16 protein-coding genes are annotated in these 17,158 nt (G+C 68.5%); 5 read left to right on the top strand and 11 right to left on the bottom strand.

The annotated features are described in order from the left end of the window. The first annotated feature begins 104 nt into the window (after window positions 1–104). Together P0Y43_RS14750 and argE are read left to right on the top strand one after the other, a co-directional pair. Window positions 105–782 carry a DUF1028 domain-containing protein gene (locus tag P0Y43_RS14750; RefSeq protein ID WP_275637989.1) on the top strand — a complete coding sequence of 226 codons (678 nt, stop codon included), beginning with the start codon at window positions 105–107 and terminating at the stop codon, window positions 780–782. Next, on the top strand, window positions 775–1,935 hold the full coding sequence (gene argE, locus P0Y43_RS14745) for an acetylornithine deacetylase (RefSeq protein WP_275637988.1): 1,161 nt from the start codon (window positions 775–777) through the stop codon (window positions 1,933–1,935). The genes P0Y43_RS14750 and argE overlap by 8 nt, the downstream gene beginning before the upstream one ends. Window positions 1,936–2,001: 66 nt before the next feature. On the opposite strand, the gene P0Y43_RS14740 is transcribed toward argE, so the two are convergent. Further along, entirely contained in the window at window positions 2,002–2,334 is a 333-nt protein-coding gene (locus P0Y43_RS14740) for a cupin (RefSeq protein ID WP_275637987.1), read from the bottom strand. Window positions 2,335–2,394: 60 nt separating this feature from the next. Beyond that, window positions 2,395–3,006, bottom strand: a complete 612-nt coding sequence (locus P0Y43_RS14735; RefSeq protein WP_275637986.1) for a LysE family translocator — start codon at window positions 3,004–3,006, stop codon at window positions 2,395–2,397. Window positions 3,007–3,106: 100 nt separating this feature from the next. On the opposite strand from P0Y43_RS14735, the gene P0Y43_RS14730 reads away from it, so the two are divergent. Further along, a complete protein-coding gene (locus P0Y43_RS14730; protein WP_275637985.1) occupies window positions 3,107–4,078 on the top strand; it encodes a GlxA family transcriptional regulator in 972 nt (323 codons plus the stop codon). Window positions 4,079–4,185: 107 nt separating this feature from the next. On the opposite strand, the gene P0Y43_RS14725 is transcribed toward P0Y43_RS14730, so the two are convergent. Both P0Y43_RS14725 and P0Y43_RS14720 read right to left on the bottom strand, forming a co-directional pair. Continuing rightward, window positions 4,186–5,046: a CAP domain-containing protein gene (locus P0Y43_RS14725; RefSeq protein WP_275637984.1), complete on the bottom strand. Its 861-nt coding sequence runs from the start codon at window positions 5,044–5,046 to the stop codon at window positions 4,186–4,188. A 308-nt stretch (window positions 5,047–5,354) separates the two neighbouring features. Continuing rightward, the gene (locus P0Y43_RS14720; RefSeq protein ID WP_275637983.1) at window positions 5,355–6,173 is read right to left on the bottom strand and encodes a dienelactone hydrolase family protein; all 819 of its coding nucleotides are present in this window, start codon (window positions 6,171–6,173) and stop codon (window positions 5,355–5,357) included. Window positions 6,174–6,271: 98 nt separating this feature from the next. Between P0Y43_RS14720 and P0Y43_RS14715 the strand changes: the two genes are divergently transcribed. Then, the gene (locus tag P0Y43_RS14715; RefSeq protein WP_275637982.1) at window positions 6,272–7,255 is read left to right on the top strand and encodes a GlxA family transcriptional regulator; all 984 of its coding nucleotides are present in this window, start codon (window positions 6,272–6,274) and stop codon (window positions 7,253–7,255) included. Window positions 7,256–7,258: 3 nt separating this feature from the next. Here P0Y43_RS14715 and P0Y43_RS14710 read toward each other — a convergent pair whose 3' ends face one another. The 6 genes from P0Y43_RS14710 to glcD all read right to left on the bottom strand — a co-directional run bounded on the left by P0Y43_RS14710 (window position 7,259) and on the right by glcD (window position 15,468). Then, window positions 7,259–8,944: a lactate permease LctP family transporter gene (locus P0Y43_RS14710; RefSeq protein ID WP_275637981.1), complete on the bottom strand. Its 1,686-nt coding sequence runs from the start codon at window positions 8,942–8,944 to the stop codon at window positions 7,259–7,261. Window positions 8,945–9,055: 111 nt separating this feature from the next. Then, window positions 9,056–11,233 (bottom strand): malate synthase G, encoded by a 2,178-nt coding sequence (locus P0Y43_RS14705; RefSeq protein ID WP_275637980.1) that lies wholly within the window; start codon window positions 11,231–11,233, stop codon window positions 9,056–9,058. Between the two features lie 46 nt (window positions 11,234–11,279). After that, window positions 11,280–11,678: a heme-binding protein gene (locus P0Y43_RS14700; protein WP_275637979.1), complete on the bottom strand. Its 399-nt coding sequence runs from the start codon at window positions 11,676–11,678 to the stop codon at window positions 11,280–11,282. Between the two features lie 11 nt (window positions 11,679–11,689). Beyond that, window positions 11,690–12,907, bottom strand: a complete 1,218-nt coding sequence (gene glcF, locus P0Y43_RS14695) for a glycolate oxidase subunit GlcF (RefSeq protein ID WP_275637978.1) — start codon at window positions 12,905–12,907, stop codon at window positions 11,690–11,692. Window positions 12,908–12,916: 9 nt separating this feature from the next. Next, a complete protein-coding gene (gene glcE / locus P0Y43_RS14690) occupies window positions 12,917–13,969 on the bottom strand; it encodes a glycolate oxidase subunit GlcE (protein WP_275637977.1) in 1,053 nt (350 codons plus the stop codon). Further along, on the bottom strand, window positions 13,969–15,468 hold the full coding sequence (glcD, locus tag P0Y43_RS14685; RefSeq protein WP_275637976.1) for a glycolate oxidase subunit GlcD: 1,500 nt from the start codon (window positions 15,466–15,468) through the stop codon (window positions 13,969–13,971). The genes glcE and glcD overlap by 1 nt, the downstream gene beginning before the upstream one ends. 233 nt (window positions 15,469–15,701) lie before the next feature. On the opposite strand from glcD, the gene glcC reads away from it, so the two are divergent. Beyond that, window positions 15,702–16,475, top strand: coding sequence for a transcriptional regulator GlcC (gene glcC / locus P0Y43_RS14680; protein WP_275638079.1), 774 nt, complete (start codon window positions 15,702–15,704; stop codon window positions 16,473–16,475). A gap of 130 nt (window positions 16,476–16,605) precedes the next feature. On the opposite strand, the gene P0Y43_RS14675 is transcribed toward glcC, so the two are convergent. Beyond that, a partial coding sequence (locus P0Y43_RS14675; RefSeq protein ID WP_275637867.1) for an NAD-binding protein occupies window positions 16,606–17,158 on the bottom strand: 553 nt, incomplete at its 5' end.

Here is a 17,158-nt window from a genome sequence, read left to right as displayed (position 1 = left end):
CCAAGACCCAGGAAAAACGTAATTTCCCACCCCCGCGCTTACCCCCAGAATGCCTGCAAACCCGCGTAGATCGCCCCGTCACGAATCACAGCAGGAGCACCAACATGACCTTCTCCATCATCGGACGCTGCCCGGAAACCGGCCAGGTCGGCATCGCCATCAGCTCGTCGAGCATCGCCGTCGGCGCGCGCTGCCCCTGGGTGCGTGCCGGGGTAGGCGCTGTCGCCACCCAGAACATCACCCTGCCAGCGCTCGGCCCGCAGGTGCTCGATGCCCTGGAGCAGGGCCAACTGCCGCCGGCCGCCGCGTTGGACCGCGTGCTCAGCGCCAATGGCTGGAGCGAGTACCGCCAGCTCACCGTGATCGACAGCCAGGGCCGCGTGGCGCTGTTCACCGGCAAGGAGGCCCTCGGCGTGCACCATGCCGTGGCGGGCGAGCAGTGCGCGGCGGCGGGCAACCTGTTGTCCTCGCGTGAGGTGATCGACGCCATGGTGCAGGCGTTCGAGCAAGCCGGCGGGCACCTTGCCGACCGCTTGCTCGCGGCCATGCGCGCGGCGATCGACGCCGGTGGCGAGGCTGGGCCGGTGCATTCGGCGGCGCTCAAGGTCGCCGGTGAGTTGACCTGGCCGCTGGTGGACCTGCGCGTGGACTGGGCCGAGCACGACCCTATCGGCGAGCTCGACCGCCTGTGGCAAGCCTACCGCCCCCAGATGCAGGACTACGTGACCCGTGCGCTGAACCCCACCGCCGCGCCCAGCTACGGGGTGCCGGGCGATGAGTGAAGCCAGCAGCCGCGAATTGCTCGCCCGCTTGGTCGGCTTCGCCACGGTCAGCCGCGATTCCAACCTGGAACTGATCGCCTTCATCCGCGACTACCTGGCTGGGTTTGGCGTGGCCAGCGAGGTGTTTCTCAACGACGAGGGCACCAAGGCCAACCTGTTCGCCACCCTTGGGCCCAGTGATCGGGGCGGCGTGGTGCTTTCCGGGCATACCGACGTGGTACCGGTGGACGGCCAGGGGTGGACGGTCGAGCCGTTCCAGCTGACCGAGCGCGAGGGCCGCCTGTACGGGCGCGGCACCGCCGACATGAAAGGCTTCATCGCCTCGGTGCTGGCGGCGGTGCCGGCGTTTCTCGCGCAGCCATTGAAGCTGCCGGTGCACCTGGCGTTTTCCTATGACGAGGAGGTCGGTTGCCTGGGCGTGCGCTCGTTGCTCGGCGCACTCGAACAGCGCCCGAACAAGCCGCGCCTGTGCCTGATCGGCGAGCCCACCGAGCTCAAGCCGGTGCTCGGCCACAAGGGCAAGTTGGCGATGCGCTGCCAGGTGCAGGGCGCGGCGTGCCATTCGGCCTATGCGCCCTATGGCGTGAACGCCATCGAATATGCCGCCCGGCTGATCGGCAAGCTTGGCGAGATCGGCGACGGCCTGGCCCGTCCCGAACACCACGACCCGCGGTTCGACCCGCCGTTCTCCACGGTGCAGACCGGGGTGATCCAAGGGGGCAGGGCGCTGAACATCGTGCCCGCCGAGTGCGCGTTCGACTTCGAGGTGCGCGCCTTGCCGGGCTTTGCCGCGCAGAGCGTCGCCGACCAGCTGCAGACCTACGCCGAAGCCGAGTTGCTGCCGCGCATGCGCGCGGTCAGCTCCGCCAGCGACATTCGCCTGCAACCGTTGAGCGCCTACCCTGGGCTGGCCACGCCGGCTGATAGCGAGGCGGCGCGGCTGGTGGCGTTGCTCAGTGGCTCGAATGAATTCGGCACCGTGGCCTTTGGCACCGAGGGCGGGCTGTTCGACCAGGCCGGCATTCCCACCGTGGTGTGCGGGCCGGGGAGCATGGACCAAGGGCACAAGCCGGATGAGTTCGTCAGTGTCGAACAGTTGCACGGGTGCGATGCGATGTTGCTGAGGCTGGCGGCGTATCTGCGCGCTGATTGATGGGGGGTGTGATGGCCTTATCGCGGGGCAAGCCCCTAGGCGCGGGCTTGCCCCGCGATAAGGCCGTCACTCACCTGCGTAGAACACCGCCAGCCAAACCGTATTCGTCCCGGCTTCGGTCCATTCCACCCGGTGGCGGCAATGGGGCGGGATATCCAGGTGGTCGCCCGGGCGCAGCACGCGAGGCTCTGTCTCATGTTCCAGGCGCAGCCCGGCACCGCCGCTGAGCAGCAGCACCCATTCGCCTTCGGGTTGGTCGTACCAGAACCCGGGCGGGCTGGCCTGGCCGCTGGAGACGATGCGCTCGATACGCAGCCCCGGACGCCGCAGCAGTTCATCGAACAACTCGTCGGCATTCGGATCGGGGCGCGGCAGCGCGCTGAACAGATTGTCTTGCATCGATGATCCCTTGTAGGCGCGGACTTGCCCCGCGATTAGGCCGCCAAGCACACCCCACGGTCAACGTCCCAACGGCAGCGCCACCCCGATCAGCGCAAACAACCCGCCACAGCACCGATTGAAGCCCCGTCCCCCCTTGGCCAACCATGGCCGAATCCTGTACGCCAAGCGTGCCAGCAGGTACTCGACCAGGCACTCCACGCTGGCGAACGTCGCCGCCATCACCACGAACTGCACGGCCAGCGGCCGCTGTGGGTCGATGAACTGGGGCAGGAAGGCGCCATAGAACAGCAGCACCTTGGGGTTGGCCACGGCGGACAGCAGCCCCTGGCGGAACAACCCTGCATTGCCCAGCCGCGCCTGGCCCTGGGCAAGCTCCAGGTGCAGCGCCGGGCTGCGCCAGAGCTGGATGCCCAGCCACAGCAGGTAGGCGCCACCCACCCACTTGAGCACCACCAGCACCGAGGCCGAGGTTTGCAGCAGGGCGCTGAGGCCGAACATCGCCAGGGCGATCAGGGCGCTGAAGCCGAACACCCCACCGAGGATGGTGAACAAGGTACGCCGCGCGCCATACAGCGCGCCATGGGTGAGGGCCAGCAGGCTGTTGGGGCCGGGCGTCAGCGAGAGGCCGATGCTGGCCAGCAGGTAGATGAGCCACGTGTCGAGTGCCATGGAGGTGCCTTCAACGGAATAGAGGTGGCCAGTCTAGAGCAGGGCGGCCTGAACGCGCGGTATGATTCGGACATCTTTCGGTCATTATTGGACATGATCAATGATCCCCGACCTGCGCGTGTTGATCCTGCCGTTGCCGGAATTCGCCTTGCTGCCGTTTGGCGCGTTCCTCGACAAGCTGCGTTTCAGTGCCGACGACGAGGACTACAGCCGTCAACGCTATTGCCAGTGGACACTCCTGGGCCTCACGCCGGAGCCCGTGCCCTCCAGCAGTGGCGCTGTGGTGCAGGTCGAGGTCTGCGCCGAAACCGTGGTGTGGTCGGGGTTCGACTACCTGGTGCTGTTCGGTGGGCGCGGTGCGGCGGCCACTGCGGCGCTGGCGCCTCGCTACCGGGCGTTGCTGCGACGCGCGGCCAGGGCCGGGGTGAAACTGGTGAGTGTGGACAATGGCGCATTTCTGCTGGCCGCGTGCGGCCTGCTCGACGGCCATAAGGTGGTGGTGCACTGGCGCCACGAGGCGGAGTTCCGCGCCATGTTCCCGCAGCTCGAGCTGCAGCCCGAGCAACTGTATTGCTTCGATGGCGCGCGCATCACCTGCGCGGGCGGCACCGCGGCCATCGACCTGGCGGTGGAGTTGCTGTCGCGCGCCAGTGGCCGGGCGCGGGCGCTCAAGGGGTTGGCCGACATGCTGGTGGACGAGAGCCGCGACAGCCGCCACGCCTTGCGCTCGCTGGAGGCCGCAGGCGGGCTGGGGCGCCACGTGCAGCGGGCCACGGCCTTGATGCGTCATCACCTGGGCTCGGGGCTGTCGACCGAGCGGTTGGCGGCGCAACTAGGCATCAGTCGGCGTCAGTTGGACCGTCAGTTCCAGGTCGAGCATGGCATGAGCGCCAAGGCCTGGTGGCTGGAGATGCGTTTGCAGCAAGCGCGTTGGCGGTTGCTCAATTGCGCCCATGGGGTGGGGCAGATCGCCGAGGAGGTGGGATTGGGGGATGCCAGTTACCTGGGCAAGTGCGTGCGGCGGCGGTTTGGCTGTACCGCGATGCAGTTGCGCAAAGGGGGTGGTGTCTGATCGGGCCCTATCACGAGGCAAGCCCGCGCCCACAAGTACCCCGCGGTTTTCAGTGCCAACGCTGAGCCTGTAGGAGCGGGCTTGCCCCGCGAGGAGGTCCTCATGCCTTACTGAGGCGTCCCGAACAACCCGGTCCAGTAGATGCCCGCATCGCTCTTCGGGTCGACCGCATAGGCCGCGCCCAGCTCACGGAAATCCGGGTTCATCAGCGTGGCGCAGTGGCCGGGGCTGGCCAGCCAGCCGTCGACCACCTTGCGCGCGGTGTCGCGGCCGGCGGCGATGTTTTCGCCGATCTGCCGGTACAGGTAGCCGGCCAACTCCGCACGGTCGCCGGGGGTGCGGCCATCGCGATCGATGTGGTCGAAGAAGTTCTGGTTGGCCATGGCCCGGGTGTGGTTGGCCGCGACCCCTGCCAGGGTGGTGCTCCAACTCAGCGCCGGCGCCGCGGCGAAGGGCTGGCCACCGCATTGGCGCGGCAGGTTGCGCGCGGCGTTGATCTCTTGCAGCAGCTTCTGGCCCTCGGTCTGCCAGTCGCCCAGGCGCCCGCTGAGCAACGGGCGCGCCAGCACGATGCGCCAGTCGCGGCCTTCCTGGCTGACGCCGATGTCGACGAACTGCGGGTCGAGCACGACCTGGCAGAAGCTTTCCTCGATGGCCTTCATCGCCGCCGGCGCATTGCGCGGGCCAGACAAGCTGATCGCCTGCACGTTGACCATCGGGTAGGCGGCGCGGGTCATGGCCTGCTGCAGGTCACGGGTGCCTTCCGGCGACAACGCCAGCCGCGTGTCGCTGTTGAGCGGTGGCAGCTCCAGCGAGCCTTCGCCACCGCAGCGTTGGGCCTGGCTGCGGTAGGCGTTGATCGAATCGATCAGTTGCGCTTCTTCGCCACTGATGGCCTGGGCGTTGGTGGAGAGCATCAGGCCCAGCGACAGGCTGGCGAGGCCGGCAACGGATGACAGGACGCGCATCAAGAATCTCCCTATGACTGGCAGCGACCTTGGGTCTATGCGCTGCCCATCCTACACAAGCACGGCGCTTTTGGCCCCGCCTTGTGCATCACGGCTGGCAATCGATTGCCAACGACAAAGGAGCCAGTAGACCGGTGGTGTCAGGAAAAGTGCGGTCAAGTGGACATAATTCGCAATGCCGACTGTAAACCCCAGCCGACATTGCATTGACCCTGTTCGCCGTCTGCTGTTCCGTCGCAGGGGGATAGCGCCTGACCGGCAGGCCCTCAGAGGCCGCTAGCGCCGCGATAGGGCCGGTAAGCCCAGGCTCATCCTTTCAGGCGCAACGCGAAGAAGGCCAGAACCTCATCCCGTGACTGTACCGTTGGTTGCCCGGCTTCATCGATCAAGTGCACGGTCACCACATTGTGCGGCGTCTTCACCACCTCGCGGAAGAACGCCGGCACATCCGGGTTCGCCGCGCTATCGGGCAACACTCGTGCAACGAAGCGCGCGCCGAGCGCCTCCTGGTACGCTGCGAAGCGTTGGGCCTTGCAGAACGCGTCCCCTTCGAAACGGTACCCCAGTACGGTCAGGTCTTCATCCTCCAGGCGCTTGCGCACCGTGCGCAGTTCTTCCGGGGCGATCTGCAACCCGGCCTCGTCGTCCAGCGGCAAGGCCGGTTGCGACAGCACCGGGGCCAGCATCGACGGTTCGAGCATCATGCTCAGGGCGAAGTTGCCCGAGAAGCACATGCCGATCGCCCCCACCCCCGGCCCGCCGCATTCGCCGTGGGCCTGGCGCGCCAGCGCCCGCAGCCAGCGCGTCACCGGCGCCGAACCGCCGCCACCGAAGGCGCGGAACTCGGCGCTGACGCACAGACGCTTCATGATCGCCTGGCCAAGCTCCAGCCCCACCGGCTCGCCGTCGCGACCCCACAGCGAAGGCATGTACACGGTGAAGCCGGCGTCGCGCACCCAGCGGGCGAAGCGCGCCACGTGCGGGCTGATGCCCGGCAGTTCGGGAATGACGATCACCGCCGGGCCGCTGCCGGCCACCTGCACGGTGCGGGTGCTGCCCTCTAGGGTGATCTTGCGGGCCTGGAAGTCTTCCAGCGGGTCGTAGGCGTCGAGCGGTCGGGTGCCCATGGTGCGTCCTCATGTGGGGATGGGTGGGCTTGTATTGGAGCGCCGGGCAGGTTTAGCTTGCAGTGTCCGATTCGACCTTTTTGAGGCTGATTGAGCCAATGCACGATTTCACCCTCCTGGCGCTGCCCGGCGCTTTTGCCTCCGGCGTCAGCGCCACCCTCGACCTGCTGGCCTGCGCTGCCGCCCAGGCCCATGCGCGCGGCTGTGCGGCGATCCGCTGGCGGGTGTGCGGGCCGGCGCGCAGCGTGACCTTGAGCAATGGCGTGAGGGTCGAGGCCGAGTTGCTGCCTCGCCAGCCCCAGGCCGACCGCTCGATCTGGGTGGTGCCCGGTTTGTGCGTCGACACCCCGCAAGCGATCGACGCGCGCCTGGCCCAGCCCGATGCGCGGCGGGCGATGCGCGCGCTCCAGGCCCAGGTGGCGGCAGGGGGCACGGTCGCCGCCTGCTGTTCGGCGGTGTTCCTGTTGCAGGGCGCCGGGCTGCTCGCGGGCAAACGGGTGACCACCACCTGGTGGCTCGGTGGCCTGCTGCAACAGTTGGAGCCTACCTGCGTGGTGGACGTCGACCAGATGGTGGTCGCCGACGGCAGCGTGCTCACGGCGGGCGCGGCCTTCGCCAACGTCGACCTGCTCCTGCACCTGCTGCGCAGCCGCTTCAACCCGGCGCTGGCCGAGGCGGTGTCGCGCACGCTGCTGGTCGATGGCCGCCAGTCCCAGGCGCCGTACATCGCCGCGCGCACCCTGGCCGCTGGCAACGACTTGGCCAGTCGCCTGGTGGCGCGCTTCGAGGCGCGGTTGGCCGAGCCGCCGTCGGTGGCCGAGCTGGCCGCCGAGCTGTGCATGTCCAGCCGCACCCTGGCGCGCCATGTGAAGGCCGCCACCGGGCGCAGCGTTTCGGCGCTGTTGCAGAGCGTGCGTATCCAGCGTGCGCGCATGCTGCTGGAGACCAGCACCTTGTCGGTGGAGGAGGTGGCGCGACAGGTCGGCTATGCCGACACCACCGCGCTGCGGCGTCTGTTGCGCAAGAGCACCCGCGCCACGCCGCGTCAGCTCAGGCCGCAGCTGTGCGAGGCGCGGCGTTGACCGCTAGTGCACCAACATGCCGGTGAACACGTAGGCCTGGGAGAGGGTGATCAGGCCGATGATCGCGGCGAACACCAGGCTGTGCTTCAAGGTGAAGCGGAACAGGTCCGACTCCTTGCCGACGATGCTGGTGGCCGCGCAGGCCACGGCGATCGACTGCGGCGAGATCATCTTGCCGGTCACCCCGCCACTGGTGTTGGCGGCCACCAGCAGGGTGTCGCTGACGCCGATCTGGTGCGCTGTGGTGGCCTGCAGCGAGCCGAACAGGGCGTTGGACGAGGTGTCCGAACCGGTCAGGAACACCCCCAGCCAGCCGAGGAACGGCGAGAAGAACGGAAACGCCGCGCCAGTGCCGGCCAGCACCAGCGCCAGGGTGGTGGACATGCCTGAGTAGTTGGTGACGAAGGCGAACGCCAGCACCATGCCGATCGACAGGATCGGCAGCTTCAGCTCCACCAGGGTTTCCTTGAAGCTGGTCAGCGCGGTCTTCCAGTCGATGCGCAGCACCAGCATCGATAGCAGCGCCGACAGGAAGATCGCACTGCCGCCGGCCGAGACCAGGTCGAACTTGTACACCGCCGCCATCGGCGTGGGCAGGGCGACGATGGGCGCGGCCTTCATCACCAGTTGGTCCAGGTGCGGGATGTTGAACACCAGCACCAGTCGCTCGAATGCTCCGCCCGCGGCGAACAGCGCCTTGAACGGCTTGAGCGTCCAGATCGTCACCAGCACGGTGAGGATCAGGAACGGCGACCAGGCCTTGAGGATCTGCCCAAAGCCGTACGGCGACGGCAGGCTGCCGCGAGGCCTGGAGCCACCGCCCATCACCGCTGCGCCGCCGGACACCCCGACCACCTCACGGTCCTCGGCGCGGCTCGGTTGCCAGACCTTGAGGAACAGCGTCAGCGAAACGATGCTCACCAGCGCCGAGGTGATGTCCGGCAGTTCCGGGCCGATGTAGTTGGAGGTCAGGTACTGGGTGATGGCGAAACTGGTGCCTGCCACCAGGGCGGCAGGCCAGGTTTCCTTGACCCCGCGCCAGCCATCCATGATCGCCACCAGCCAGAACGGCACGATGATCGACAGCAGCGGCAGTTGGCGGCCGGCCATGGCGCCGATCTTGAAGGCATCGATGCCGGTGACTTGCCCGGCGACGATGATCGGCACGCCCAGGGCGCCGAAGGCCACTGGCGCGGTGTTGGCGATCAGGCACAGGCCAGCGGCGTACAGCGGGTTGAAGCCCAGGCCCACCAGCAGTGCCCCGGTGATCGCCACCGGCGCGCCGAAACCGGCCGCGCCTTCGAGGAAGGCCCCGAACGAGAAGCCGATCAACAGCACCTGCAAGCGTTGGTCGTCGGTGATCGACAGCACCGAGCTGCGGATGATCTCGAACTGGCCGCTCTTGACCGTGAGTTTGTAGAGAAAGACCGCGGCGACGATGATCCAGGCGATCGGCCACAGGCCGTAGGCGAAGCCGTAGCCGGCGGCGGCGAAGGCCATGTCAACGGGCATGCCGTAGGCAAGGGTGGCGACCAGGATCGACAGCGCCAGCGTCAGGGTGCCGGCGATGTAGCCCTTCATGCGCAGCACGGCGAGGGCGACGAAGAAGAACAGGATGGGGATCAGCGCGACCAGGGCGGAAAGGCCCAAGCTGCCCAGGGGAGTGTACAGCTGTTGCCAGGTTTGCATGACGAAAAGCCTCTTTTTATTGTTGGTAGCTCTGCGGTTTTTTGGGGTGTTCTGCGGGGCCCTATCGCGGGGCAAGCCCGCTCCCACACCCGCGATAGGGTCGCTACAGGCTCACCGCGCCTGCTTGAATCTCAACCTCCAGGCATGCAGCAAGGGCTCGGTGTAGCCGCTGGGTTGCTCGCGGCCCTTGAACACCAGGTCGCAAGCCGCGCGGAAGGCATGGGAGCTCTCGAAGTCCGGTGCCATGGGGCGGTATGCCGGGTCGCCGGCGTTCTGCTGGTCGACCACCTGGGCCATGCGTTCCAGCGCCGCGCGCACTTGCCCGGCGCCGACCACCCGGTGGTGCAGCCAGTTGGCGATGTGCTGCGCGGAGATGCGCAGGGTGGCGCGGTCTTCCATCAGGCCGACGTCGTGGATGTCTGGCACCTTGGAGCACCCCACGCCCTGTTCGACCCAACGCACCACGTAGCCGAGGATGCCCTGGCAGTTGTTCTCCAGTTCCGTCTGGATGTCGGCCGCGCTCCAGTCGCGGTCGCGACTGACCGGCACGCTGAGCAGGCCATGCAGCAGGCGCGTGCGCTGGCTGGCCGGGTCTATGCCTTCCAGGGCTTGCTGCACCTGGCGCACGTCCACCTGGTGATAGTGCAGGGCATGCAGGGTGGCGGCGGTCGGCGAGGGTACCCAGGCGGTGTTGGCGCCCGCGCGCGGGTGGGCGATCTTCTGCTCGAGCATGGCGGCCATCAGGTCGGGCATCGCCCACATGCCCTTGCCGATCTGCGCCCGGCCCCGCAGGCCGCAGGCAAGCCCGACCAGTACGTTGTTGCGCTCGTAGGCGTCGATCCACGCGCTGGCCTTCATGTCGCCCTTGCGCAGCATGGCGCCGGCTTCCATGGCGCTGTGCATCTCGTCGCCGGTGCGGTCGAGGAAGCCGGTGTTGATGAACACCACCCGTTCGCGGGCTTCGGCGATACAGGCCTTGAGGTTGACGCTGGTGCGCCGCTCCTCGTCCATGATGCCCATCTTCAGGGTGTGGCGTGGCAGGCCGAGCAGGTCTTCGACGCGGCCGAACAGCTGGTTGGCGAAGGCCACTTCGGCGGGGCCGTGCATCTTTGGTTTGACGATGTACACGCTGCCGCTGCGTGAGTTGCCCTGGCGACGCAGGTCGTGCAGGGCGGCCAGGCTGGTGACCACGGCGTCGAGGATGCCTTCGGGGATTTCCTCGCCGTGGCGGTCGAGCAGGGTCGGGTTGCTCATCAGGTGGCCGACGTTGCGCACGAACAGCAGCGCGCGGCCCGGCAGGGTCAGCGGCGCGCCGTCGCGGCCCTGGTAGTGGCGGTCGGGGTTGAGCGCGCGGGTGAACCGCTGGCCGCCTTTGTCCACGGTCTCGGTAAGGTCGCCTTTCATCAGGCCCAGCCAGTTGCGGTAGACCGCGACCTTGTCGTCGGCGTCGACGGCAGCCACCGAATCTTCGCAGTCCATGATGGTGGTCAGCGCCGACTCCAGCAGCAGGTCCTTGACCCCGGCGGCGTCGCTGGCGCCGATCGGGCTGCTGGGGTCGACCTGGATTTCCACGTGCAGGTCGTGGTTCTTCAGCAGCACGGCCACGGGCGCGCTGGCGCTGCCTTGGTGCCCGAGGAATTGCTCGGGCTGGGCCAGGCCGGTGGTGGTGTCGTTGCCGAGCCTGACCCGCAGTTGGCCGGCCTCGACGTGATAGGCGCGGGCGTCGCGGTGCGAGGCGCCGTCGAGGGGGAAGGCCTGGTCGAGGAAGGCGCGGGCGAAGGCGATCACCCGTGCGCCGCGTGCCGGGTTGTAGCCGGGGCCTTTGCTGGCGCCACCGTCTTCGGCGATGGCGTCGGTGCCGTAGAGGGCGTCGTACAGCGAGCCCCAGCGGGCGTTGGCGGCGTTGAGGGCGTAGCGGGCGTTCATCACGGGCACCACCAGTTGTGGGCCGGCCTGCACGGTGATTTCCGTGTCGACGTGGGTGGTGGTGACGCTGACCGCGTCGGGTTGTGGTTGCAGGTAACCGATGGTTTCGAGAAAGCGCTGGTAGGCGGGCAAGTCGGTGACCGGGCCGGGGTGGGCGCGGTGCCAGGTGTCGAGTTCGGCTTGCAGGCGCTCGCGTTCGGCCAGCAAGGCGCGGTTTTGCGGGGCCAGGTCGTGGACCAGGGTGTCGAGGCCGGCCCAGAAGACGGCGGCGGACAGGTCGGTGCCGGGCAGGACCTCATCCTCGATGAAGCGCTTGAAGGGTTCGGCCACTCGCAGGTGCTGGCAGGGGACGTACTGGGTCATGTTTTCTCCTAATTGAGGGGTGTCCGGCACTGACACGAAAATGGCTTCAGAACGCCGCGATCCCGACCGCCGCCACTTGGGCATCCTGTTCGGCCTTCACGCCCGACACGCCCACCGCCGCGACTACCTGCCCCTCGACCCGCAGCGGCAACCCGCCTTCGAGCGAGGTCAGCAACGGCGCGCTGACGAACGCCGTGCGCCCGCCATTGACCATCTCCTCGTAGCCCTTGGTGTCGCGTCGGCCCAGTGCGGCGCTGCGGGCTTTCTCGGTGGCGATGTAGGCGGCTATCGGCGCGCAGCCATCGAGGCGCTCCAGGGCCAGCAGGTGACCACCGTCGTCGACCACGGCGATGGTCACCGGCCACTGGTTGCGCTGGGCTTCGGCGCGGGCGGCGGCGAGCAGGCGGGCGACGTCCGCCTGTTCGAGCACGGCTTTGTGTTGCATGGGGGTTCTCCTTAGGCGAGGGCTTCTTCGACCAGCTCGATCCAATGGCGCACGGGCGTGCGCCCGGCACCGTCGAGGTGGGTCTGGCAGCCGATGTTGGCGGTGACGATCACTTCCGGGTTGCCGCTTTCCAGGGCGTTGAGCTTGTTGTCGCGCAACTGCTGGGAAAGCTCGGGCTGGGTCAGCGAATAGGTGCCCGCCGAGCCGCAGCACAGGTGCGCGTCGGGCACTTGGGTGAGGCTGAAGCCCAGGCGCTCGAGTACGCCTTCGACGGCGCCGCCGAGCTTTTGCGCGTGTTGCAGGGTGCACGGGCAGTGGAACGCCAGGCGCCGGTCGCCGTGGATGCCCAGGCGCTCCAGCGGCTCGGCGCGCAGCACCTCGACCAGGTCGCGGGCCAGGGCGCTGACCCGCGCGGCTTTCTCGGCGTAGGCCGGGTCGCCCTCGAGCAGGTGGCCGTAGTCGCGCACGAAGGCGCCGCAGCCGCTGGCGGTCTGCACGATGGCCTCGGCGCCGGCCTCGATGGCCGGCCACCAGGCGTCGATGTTGCGTCGGGCGCGGTCCAGGCCTTTGTTCTGGGCGTTGAGGTGGTAGTCCACGGCGCCACAGCAGCCAGCCTCGCGGGCGGGCGTCACCGAGATGCCCAGGCGGTCGAGCACCCGTGCGGCGGCGGCGTTGGTGTTGGGCGACAGCGCCGGCTGCACGCAGCCTTCGAGCATCAGCACGCGGCGTGCGTGCAGCAACTGTGGGCGTGGCTTGGCTGGCTGCGGGTGACGTGGCAGCTTGGCTTGCAGGGCTTGCGGCAGCAGCGGGCGGAACGCCTTGGCGGTGCTGGTCAGCGCCTTGAACAGCGCCGGGCGCGGCACCACGGCGCGCAGGCCCTCGCGCAACAGGCGCTCGCCCAGCGAGCGCGGCACTTGCTGCTCGACCACGGCGCGGCCGATGTCCAGCAGGTTGTGGTACTGCACGCCGGAGGGGCAGGTGGTCTCGCAGTTGCGGCAGGTCAGGCAGCGGTCCAGGTGGGCCTGGGTCTTGGCGGTGACCGGCTGGCCTTCGAGCACCTGCTTGATCAGGTAGATGCGCCCGCGCGGGCCGTCCAGTTCGTCGCCCAGCAACTGGTAGGTCGGGCAGGTGGCGGTGCAGAAGCCGCAGTGCACGCAGGAGCGCAGGATGCGCTCGGCCTCGGCGGCGCGGGGGAGCTGTTTGGCGTGTTCGCTCAAGTTGGTTTGCATGGTGCGGCCTCAGACGTCGGCGTACAAGCGGCCCGGGTTGAAGATGCCCTGGGGGTCGAGTTGCTGCTTGAGGGTGCGGTGGTAGCGCAGCAGCGCTGCGGGCAGCGGGTGGAACGGCTCGGGGTCCGCTTCGTGGAGCGTCGCGTGGCCGCCCAGGCGAGCCACGGCCTGGCGGATCCGCAGCGGCGTGGCGTCGGACTTCAGCCAGCGCTGCGCACCGCCCCAGTCCAGCAACTGCTGGCCCGGCAGGTCGAGGGGCGCGCTGTTGTGCGGCAGCGACAGGCGCCACAGCGGCTCGGGCGCGTCGAAGAAAACCAGGCGCTGTTCGCGCAGGTCGGCCCAGTAGTCGTCGGCCAGGGTGTCGCCACCCAGGCGCTCGACCGCCGAGGCCACCGAGCCCTCGCCACCTTCCAGGCGCAGGTGCAGGGCCTGGCCGTCGTGGCAGGCGGCGCTGATCGGGATGGGCTGCTGGCCCCATTCGGCCAGCTCGGCCAAGGCCTGGCGCACGTCCATGGGCAGGCGCAGGCTGTGGCGGCGGCGTGGCTTGGGCAGCACTTTCAGCGACACTTCGGTGAGCACGCCCAGGCAGCCGAAGCTGCCGGCCAGCAGGCGCGACAGGTCGTAGCCGGCGACGTTCTTCATCACCTCGCCGCCAAAGCGCAGCAGCTTGCCGTGGCCGGTGATGACGCGGGTGCCGAGCACGTAGTCGCGCACCGAGCCGGCCCAGGGGCGGCGCGGGCCGGACAGCCCGGCGGCGACCATGCCGCCGAGGGTGGCGCCAGGGCCGAGGTGCGGAGGCTCGAAGGGCAGCATCTGCCCGGCGGCGTCCAGCGCGGCCTCGATGTCCGCCAGCGGGGTGCCGGCGCGGGCGGTCAGCACCAGTTCGGTCGGGTCGTAGCTGACGACGCCTCGGTGGCTGCGGGTGTCGAGCACCTCGCCCTTGACCGGGCGGCCGAGCATGGCCTTGCTGTTGCTGCCCTGGATGCGCAGCGGGGTGCGTTCGTTGAGCGCCTGGTTGACCTGTTCCAGCAACGCGGCGCTGGCGTCGTGATCGTGTCGCATCAGAAACGCTCCAGTTCAGGGAAGGGCAGCCTGCCGTGGTGCACGTGCATCGAGCCGAATTCGGCGCAGCGGTGCAGGGTGGGGATGTTCTTGCCGGGGTTGAGCAGGCCCTGTGGGTCGAAGGCGTGCTTGACGGCGTGGAACAAGGTCAGCTCGTCGCTGTTGAACTGCGCGCACATCTGGTTGATCTTCTCGCGGCCGACGCCGTGCTCGCCGGTGATGCTGCCGCCGACCGCCACGCACAGTTCGAGGATCTTGCCGCCCAGTGCCTCGGCGCGCTCAAGCTCGCCGGGCTGGTTGGCATCGAAAAGGATCAGCGGGTGCATGTTGCCGTCGCCGGCGTGGAACACGTTGGCCACCCGCAGGCCGTACTGCTCGGAGAGCTCGGCGATGCCGTTGAGCACCCCGGGCAGGGCGCGGCGCGGGATGGTGCCGTCCATGCAGTAGTAGTCCGGCGAGATGCGCCCCACCGCCGGGAAGGCGTTCTTGCGCCCGGCCCAGAAGCGCACGCGCTCGGCCTCGTCGCAGGCCAGGCGCACGTCGGTGGCGCCGGCGGCCTTGAGCACCGCTTCGACCAGCACGCAGTCGTCCCGCACGTCGGCCTCCACACCGTCGAGCTCGCACAGCAGGATGGCTGCGGCCTCGACCGGGTAGCCGGCGTGGATGAAGTCTTCGGCGGCGCGGATCGACAGGTTGTCCATCATCTCCAGGCCCCCTGGGATGATGCCGGCGGCAATGATGTCGGCCACTGCGCGGCCGGCCTTTTCCACCGAGTCGAAGCTGGCCAGCAGCACCCGCGCGACCTGGGGCTTGGGCAGCAGCTTGACGGTGACTTCGGTGACGATGCCGAGCATGCCCTCGGAGCCGGTGAACAGCGCCAGCAGGTCGAAGCCTGGGGCGTCCAGCGCGTCGCTGCCCAAGGTCAGGTACTCGCCCTCGACGGTGAGGATGTCGACCTTGAGCAGGTTGTGCACGGTCAGCCCGTACTTCAGGCAGTGCACGCCGCCGGCGTTCTCGGCGACGTTGCCGCCGATCGAACAGGCGATCTGCGACGACGGGTCGGGGGCGTAGTACAGGCCATGGGGCGCGGCGGCCTGGGAGATGGCCAGGTTGCGCACCCCAGGCTGGACCCGGGCGAAGCGCCCCTGGGGGTTGATTTCGAGGATGCGGTTGAAGCGCGCCATCACCAGCAGGATGCCTTGCTCCAGCGGCAATGCGCCGCCGGAAAGGCCGGTGCCGGCGCCACGGGCCACCACCGGCACCTGGCGGGCGTGGCAGATCTTCAGCAGCGCCTGCACCTGCTCCAGGCGCTCGGGCAGTACCACCAGCAGCGGCACCACGCGGTAGGCGGAAAGGCCATCGCACTCGTAGGGGCGCAGGTCTTCCTCGGTGTGGAGGATGTCGAGGTCGGGCAGGGCGTCGTGCAAGGCCTGCAGCAGGGCGGCTTTGTCGACCTTGGGCAGTGCGCCATCGACGCGCTCGTCGTAGAGAATGTTCATGAGGCTCACGCGGCTTGTTGTTGTTCTTGGAACCCGCGGCGGTGCGCCGCGGGGCCCTTGCAGACTGCGCGCGGGCGCGGCGGGCGTCGATGGCGGCGTGAACTGGTCCTACCACTTTTTATCGAGCGCGGCCGAGCAGGCGTAGAAGCGGCGGGCTGCGTGGGTATACAGTGCTGGCAGGTGGCGGCGGCATGGCCACTGGTCCTACCAGTTCGCGGAGCGTGGCGATGGCAATGTCCGGTTCAGGCAAGCAAGGCAAACCCCAGGTCGCCGACCAGGTGGCCGAACGCATCGAGAAGCTGATCGTCGACGGGGTGCTGAAGGTAGGCCAGGCGCTGCCGTCGGAGCGGCGCCTGGTGGAGAAACTGGGCTGCTCGCGCTCGGCGTTGCGCGAAGGGCTGCGGGTGTTGCGCGGGCGCGGCATCGTCGACACCGAGCAGGGGCGTGGCTCGTTCGTCGCCGACCTGAGCGGCGCCGACCACACCACACCGCTGATGCACCTGTTCAGCTCGCAGCCGCGCACCCTGTACGACCTGTTGGAGGTGCGCGCGCTGCTCGAAGGCGAGTCGGCGCGGCTGGCGGCGCTGCGAGCCACGGACGTCGATCGGCTGTTGATCAAGCGCCGCTATGACGAGATGGTCAAGGCTCACGAAGACCCGCAGGCGCACGACCCGCGCGAGCATGCCCGGCGCGACCATGCCTTTCACCGCGCGATCAGCGAGGCGTCGCACAACCCAGTGCTGGTGCACACGTTGCAGTCGTTGAGTGAGTTGAACCTGAGTACGGTGTTCGCGTCGGTTAACAACCTGTATGGGCGCCCGGCGCAGATGCGCCAGATCGACCGGCAGCATACGCGGCTGTATCACGCGGTGATGGAGCAGTTGCCCGAGCAGGCGCAGCGGGCGGCGCGCGAGCATATCAACAGCATTCGCGACAACTTGCGGGAGATCGAGCAGGAAGAGCAGCGGCTGGTGCGCGCGACGATGCGCTTGGAGGGGTGGAGTTGAACGGCGCCGGGGCGGCGGTGTTGCTCAGGGCCTCATCGCGGGGCAAGCCCGCTCAGGCCCCCCACCGTCTTTGCTAACAGTGGGGGCCTGAACGGGCTTGCCCCGCGATGAGGCCGTCGAAGGCGGCGAATCAGGCGTCGTCACCGCGGATCGAGAAGTTGGCCATGTGCTCCAGGCCCTTGATCAGCGCCGAGTGGTCCCAGTTGCCGCCGCCCAGCGCCACGCAGGTGCTGAACACCTGCTGGGCGTTGGAGGTGTTCGGCAGGTTGATGCCCAGTTCCTTGGCCCCTTGCAGCGCCAGGTTCAAATCCTTCTGGTGCAGGTTGATGCGGAAGCCCGGGTCGAAGGTGCCCTTGATCATGCGCTCGGCATGCACTTCGAGGATCTTCGACGAGGCGAAGCCGCCCATCAGCGCCTCGCGCACCTTGGCCGGGTCGGCGCCGTTCTTGGCGGCGAACAGCAGCGCTTCGCCAACGGCCTGGATGTTCAGGGCGACGATGATCTGGTTGGCCACCTTGGCGGTCTGGCCGTCGCCGTTGCCGCCGACGCGGGTGATGTTCTTGCCCATGGACTGGAACAGCGGCAGGGCGCGCTCGAAGGCGTTCGGGCAGCCGCCGACCATGATGCTCAGGGTCGCGGCCTTGGCGCCGACTTCGCCGCCGGAGACCGGGGCGTCGAGGTAG

The organism is Pseudomonas entomophila (genome assembly GCF_029193575.1).
In the GTDB taxonomy this organism is placed as follows: domain Bacteria; phylum Pseudomonadota; class Gammaproteobacteria; order Pseudomonadales; family Pseudomonadaceae; genus Aquipseudomonas; species Aquipseudomonas entomophila_G.
Note: the sequence above shows the minus strand (reverse complement) of the source record. Positions and strands in the feature narration are given on the sequence as shown.

Coding starts and splice junctions, on each gene's coding strand:
- P0Y43_RS14740 (WP_275637987.1), bottom strand. CDS start 2,334: ATGCAAGACAATCTGTTCAGCGCGCTGCCGCGCCCCGATCCGAATGCC.
- glcD (WP_275637976.1), bottom strand. CDS start 15,468: ATGAACATTCTCTACGACGAGCGCGTCGATGGCGCACTGCCCAAGGTC.
- P0Y43_RS14720 (WP_275637983.1), bottom strand. CDS start 6,173: ATGGGCACCCGACCGCTCGACGCCTACGACCCGCTGGAAGACTTCCAG.
- P0Y43_RS14725 (WP_275637984.1), bottom strand. CDS start 5,046: ATGCGCGTCCTGTCATCCGTTGCCGGCCTCGCCAGCCTGTCGCTGGGC.
- P0Y43_RS14705 (WP_275637980.1), bottom strand. CDS start 11,233: ATGACCCAGTACGTCCCCTGCCAGCACCTGCGAGTGGCCGAACCCTTC.
- glcE (WP_275637977.1), bottom strand. CDS start 13,969: ATGCGACACGATCACGACGCCAGCGCCGCGTTGCTGGAACAGGTCAAC.
- argE (WP_275637988.1), top strand. CDS start 775: ATGAGTGAAGCCAGCAGCCGCGAATTGCTCGCCCGCTTGGTCGGCTTC.
- P0Y43_RS14700 (WP_275637979.1), bottom strand. CDS start 11,678: ATGCAACACAAAGCCGTGCTCGAACAGGCGGACGTCGCCCGCCTGCTC.
- glcC (WP_275638079.1), top strand. CDS start 15,702: ATGTCCGGTTCAGGCAAGCAAGGCAAACCCCAGGTCGCCGACCAGGTG.
- P0Y43_RS14750 (WP_275637989.1), top strand. CDS start 105: ATGACCTTCTCCATCATCGGACGCTGCCCGGAAACCGGCCAGGTCGGC.
- P0Y43_RS14735 (WP_275637986.1), bottom strand. CDS start 3,006: ATGGCACTCGACACGTGGCTCATCTACCTGCTGGCCAGCATCGGCCTC.
- P0Y43_RS14710 (WP_275637981.1), bottom strand. CDS start 8,944: ATGCAAACCTGGCAACAGCTGTACACTCCCCTGGGCAGCTTGGGCCTT.
- glcF (WP_275637978.1), bottom strand. CDS start 12,907: ATGCAAACCAACTTGAGCGAACACGCCAAACAGCTCCCCCGCGCCGCC.
- P0Y43_RS14715 (WP_275637982.1), top strand. CDS start 6,272: ATGCACGATTTCACCCTCCTGGCGCTGCCCGGCGCTTTTGCCTCCGGC.
- P0Y43_RS14730 (WP_275637985.1), top strand. CDS start 3,107: ATGATCCCCGACCTGCGCGTGTTGATCCTGCCGTTGCCGGAATTCGCC.